We start from the raw sequence: 3,682 nt of genomic DNA, 5'->3' as shown, positions 1-3,682 counted from the left end.
CCGGCTACGGCGCCCCGCCGCCCAGCCAGGCCCCGCAAGGCGGAGGCGGGGGCGGGGGCGGCTTCAGCGACTTCGACGACGAGATCCCGTTCGCCCGGTTCCCGAATATCGCCGGGGGCTGACCCGGGCAGCTATCAAGGAGGCAGCATGCCAACGATTGATCGAAACGGCACCGTGAGCTTCGGCGATGCCAGCCTGAACGTCTGGGAGGAACCGGAGCGTCAGGGCCCGCTTCAGTGGCAGGCATGGGAGCGCCAGTTCAAGAAGGATGTCTTCCTTCGCATTGCCCAGCAGCTTCGCCGGATTGGCTGGCAGACGGAGGTGCCGGCGGACATGGTCGAGCGGTACGGCCGGCGCTTCGCCGAAGGTTACCGCTACTGCCGAAAGGGCGACCTGCAGGGTCGACTCGAAGTCACCGGTCGCTGCATCAAGTTCGAGATGTGGCAGGACGTCGCCAGCGTCGAGAATCCCAACGGCGGGCGCTACGACTTCGATAAAGAAAAGCGGATGCCCTATCTACTTTGGCTGGAGATGGAGCGCACCCGCCGCCGACTGCGCGCCTACCTATGCAACGTCTTCGCCGGCTACGAGTTCAACCACAAGCCGCGTGACGGGCGCACTGCGAAGCGCGGTCCCGGGGCGATGACAGCAATGGAGTGGGTCGAGGAATGCTGGCGTACCAGCTGGCATTTCAAGGGCGACACCAGCGCTTACGCGATCAGCGACGTCAACAGGAAGTCGGCCGATGGAAAGCTGATCGAGCACGGCCAGCGCGTCTACTTCGCGGATCGGAAGGGCCGCATGTGCGTCGGCACCGCCTACTACAACATCAACAACATGTGGTGGGTGGTTACCGGCAAGTACGGCGTCACCAATGAGGCCAGTTTCGCTCTCTACGTCGACAGCCCGGGCGACCTGCGGCGAAAGCGAAACGATGGCCTGCGTCGGAGACGCCTCGAAGGCGAGCTATCCCGGGCCGTCAAGGCAATGGACTTCCGGCGCGCCGAGACTCTGAAGAACATCCTATTCCCGCCCGAGGAGCCGCTCTACCTCATCTGGCACAAGGGGCACGACGCCTACCACCGCCCCGGCGCCTGCGGCTACACAACCGATGCAAACCAGGCCGGCAAGTTCACCTGGGAGGAACTGGGGCACTTTCGCCCCGGCGACGGTAGCATGGAAGATCATCTGAGCCTGATCGTGCCGCTGGCGGGCGAGCAGGCGAAGGCGGCATGATCGCTCCCCGCACGCGCGGGGATGAATCGGTCTCGCAGTTGCGCCCCAGGCCGGCGATCTCCCGTTCCCCGCACGCGCGGGGCTCTACTTGCCTGCCGCACAGGCAGCCCTATCATCCACCCTGCCCCGCCCTGCCGCGGGGCTTCCTGTTTCTGGAGGACACCATGCAGTGCGATTGCCAAACGAAGGTCGCCGAGAAGCTGGCCGAGCACGTCAAGGCGAAGCTCCCCGAGGGCTTCAAGGACTTCAGCGCCACGCTCCAGGGCTATGGCTTCACCCTGACCGGCAACCAGATGTCGTCGCCGCTCATGATCGGCTACCAGGGCGAGGTCTGGGTCCCGAAGAAGGATCCGACCAAGGGCATGAAGCGCCAGAAGATCGACACCTTCGTCACCGCCAACTTCTGCCCCTTCTGCGGCAAGGCGGCCAAGCCCGACGACCAGGAGGCGGCATGAAGCAGCTCAGACACGGCGACCTGACCACCTACCACATCCATATCCCGCTGCGCGTTCTGCTGGGCTACAGCGACAAGAAGCTCGGCGAGGTGGTCACCCATCCGGATGGCGTCCAGGCGGCGCGCGACGAGCTCCGCCAGATGCAGTTGATGGGCAAGACGGTGCTGGCCGCCGGCAAGTGTGACAACCAGCGCCCGGACGGCTCATGCGCCGGACACCCGGCCGGCGAGGAGGGCGCGGCTTGAACCTGCTGACCAGCCTCGCCGCCATGCTCGGCACCAAGGCCCGGACATGGGCCGGCATCGAGATTCCACGCCACAAGGCGCCGCCCAAGCCCAAGTACGGCAGCGTGAAACGCCACCGGCGACACGCCGCCAAACGCCGCGCGCGACGACGCGCCAGGCGGCTCAACCACTTCTGACAGGCCACCCCACCGCGGTGGCCTTTTTCATGCTCGAGGAGACCGACATGCACGACATCGACACCGTGTTCGAGGCCTGGCACCGGGCCGCCCAAGCCAGCGCCCTCGCCGCCCAGCAAATCAAGGCCTGGCTGTCATGACCAGACAGCCGCATCCCGAAAGCCCCAATGGCCTCTGGGCCAAGCACGGCTACCAGGTCGAGCGCATCCCGCGCCGCGGGAGCGGCGGCCACCACCGCATCATCCGCGACCCCGATGGCGCGGTGGTGCTTCAGGACGCCGGCTACGACGGCGAGATGGACTGGATCAAGGCCAACCTGGAGGACGGCACGAATGATTGAGCGGCACGAGATTCGACACTTCCACCTGTTCTGCGGGCTGGGCGGCGGCGCCAAGGGCTTCAACCGCGGGCACGCGCGCGTCGGCAACATGGAGGCGCGCTTCCGCTGCATCGGCGGCGTCGACGTCGATGCCGCCGCCATCGCCGACTTCCAGCGTCTGGCCGGCGCCCCGGGCACCGTGCTCGACATGTTTGATCGCGACCAGTACCGCACTTTCCACGGCGTGGAGCCGCCCGCCGGCTGGCGAGAGGCTACGCCCGCCGACATTCAGGCGGCGGCCGGCGGCGAGGCGCCGAACATCGTCTTCCTGAGCGCGCCATGCAAGGGGTTCAGCGGCCTGCTGTCGCAGTCGCGCAGCACCACGCCCCGGTACCAGGCGCTCAACCGCCTGACGCTTCGCGGCATGTGGCTGACCCTGGAAGCGTTCGCCGACGACCCGCCAGAGCTGATCATCTTCGAGAACGTGCCGCGCATCGCCAACCGCGGCCGGCCGCTGCTCGACCGCATCGTGGCCATGCTCGAGCACTACGGCTACCACGTTGCGGAAACCACGCACGACTGCGGCGAGATCGGGCATCTGGCCCAGTCCCGGAAACGCTTCCTGCTGGTCGCCCGCCATGCCGATAAGGTCCCGCCCTTCTTGTACGAGCCGGTGAAGCGGCCGCTACGCGCCGTCGGCGACGTGCTGGGCGACATGCCGCTGCCCGGCGACGAGCTGGCCGGGGCGATGCACCGCGTCCCGCGACTGCAGTGGAAGACGTGGGTCAGGCTCGCCTTCGTGGAGGCCGGCAGCGACTGGCGGTCGCTCAACCGGCTGGCAGTCGAAGACGGCCACCTCCGCGACTATCTGCTGATGCCCGAGGGGCGGAACAACGGCTATCTGGGCGTGAACGACTGGCAGGAGGCGGCCGGCACCGTGGCTGGTGCCAGCCGCCCCGGGAACGGCAAGTTCTCCGTGGCCGACCCACGGTTCAACCAATCGGCCAAGTGGAAGGATGGCCAGGCCTATGGCGTCAGGAGATGGCGCGACACCACCGGCGCCATCACCAGCCAGAAGTCGCCGGGCCAAGGGGCGTTCGCGGTCGCCGACCCGCGCCGGGCAGGCAGCGCCTTCGCCGGGAAATACCAGGTGACTGCATTCGACCGCGCCGCAAGCACCGTTATCGCCGGCAGCACCACGGGGCAAGGGGCCTTCGCCGTCGCCGACCCCCGCCCGGGACTGCGCCGCGG

The 3,682-nt window shown here is 67.6% G+C and carries 6 protein-coding genes; all 6 read left to right on the top strand.

The window, feature by feature from the left end:
- The first annotated feature begins 147 nt into the window (after positions 1 to 147).
- The gene (locus tag NH448_RS23265) at positions 148 to 1,236 is read left to right on the top strand and encodes a hypothetical protein (protein WP_253029575.1); all 1,089 of its coding nucleotides are present in this window, start codon (positions 148 to 150) and stop codon (positions 1,234 to 1,236) included.
- Positions 1,233 to 1,691 (top strand): hypothetical protein, encoded by a 459-nt coding sequence (locus NH448_RS23260; RefSeq protein WP_253029574.1) that lies wholly within the window; start codon positions 1,233 to 1,235, stop codon positions 1,689 to 1,691. Before NH448_RS23265 ends, NH448_RS23260 begins: the two co-directional genes overlap by 4 nt.
- Complete coding sequence (locus NH448_RS23255; RefSeq protein WP_253029573.1) at positions 1,688 to 1,936, top strand: hypothetical protein; 249 nt, start codon at positions 1,688 to 1,690, stop codon at positions 1,934 to 1,936. The genes NH448_RS23260 and NH448_RS23255 overlap by 4 nt, the downstream gene beginning before the upstream one ends.
- Entirely contained in the window at positions 1,933 to 2,112 is a 180-nt protein-coding gene (locus tag NH448_RS23250; protein WP_253029572.1) for a hypothetical protein, read from the top strand. The genes NH448_RS23255 and NH448_RS23250 overlap by 4 nt, the downstream gene beginning before the upstream one ends.
- 136 nt (positions 2,113 to 2,248) lie before the next feature.
- The gene (locus NH448_RS23245; RefSeq protein WP_253029571.1) at positions 2,249 to 2,452 is read left to right on the top strand and encodes a hypothetical protein; all 204 of its coding nucleotides are present in this window, start codon (positions 2,249 to 2,251) and stop codon (positions 2,450 to 2,452) included.
- Positions 2,445 to 3,682 (top strand): DNA cytosine methyltransferase (locus tag NH448_RS23240; RefSeq protein ID WP_253029570.1); only part of this gene is annotated, 1,238 nt, incomplete at its 3' end. The genes NH448_RS23245 and NH448_RS23240, both read left to right, overlap by 8 nt.

Origin of the sequence: Halomonas sp. OfavH-34-E (assembly GCF_024124525.1) — a bacterium.
GTDB classification, from domain to species: domain Bacteria; phylum Pseudomonadota; class Gammaproteobacteria; order Pseudomonadales; family Halomonadaceae; genus Halomonas; species Halomonas litopenaei.
The sequence above is the reverse complement of the archived record's forward strand: the minus strand, read 5'-3'. Positions and strand labels throughout refer to the sequence as shown.

What these genes read in the sequence shown, in the direction of transcription:
- NH448_RS23265 (WP_253029575.1), top strand. Translation starts at nt 148, where the DNA reads ATGCCAACGATTGATCGAAACGGCACCGTGAGCTTCGGCGATGCCAGC.
- NH448_RS23260 (WP_253029574.1), top strand. Translation starts at nt 1,233, where the DNA reads ATGATCGCTCCCCGCACGCGCGGGGATGAATCGGTCTCGCAGTTGCGC.
- NH448_RS23255 (WP_253029573.1), top strand. Translation starts at nt 1,688, where the DNA reads ATGAAGCAGCTCAGACACGGCGACCTGACCACCTACCACATCCATATC.
- NH448_RS23245 (WP_253029571.1), top strand. Translation starts at nt 2,249, where the DNA reads ATGACCAGACAGCCGCATCCCGAAAGCCCCAATGGCCTCTGGGCCAAG.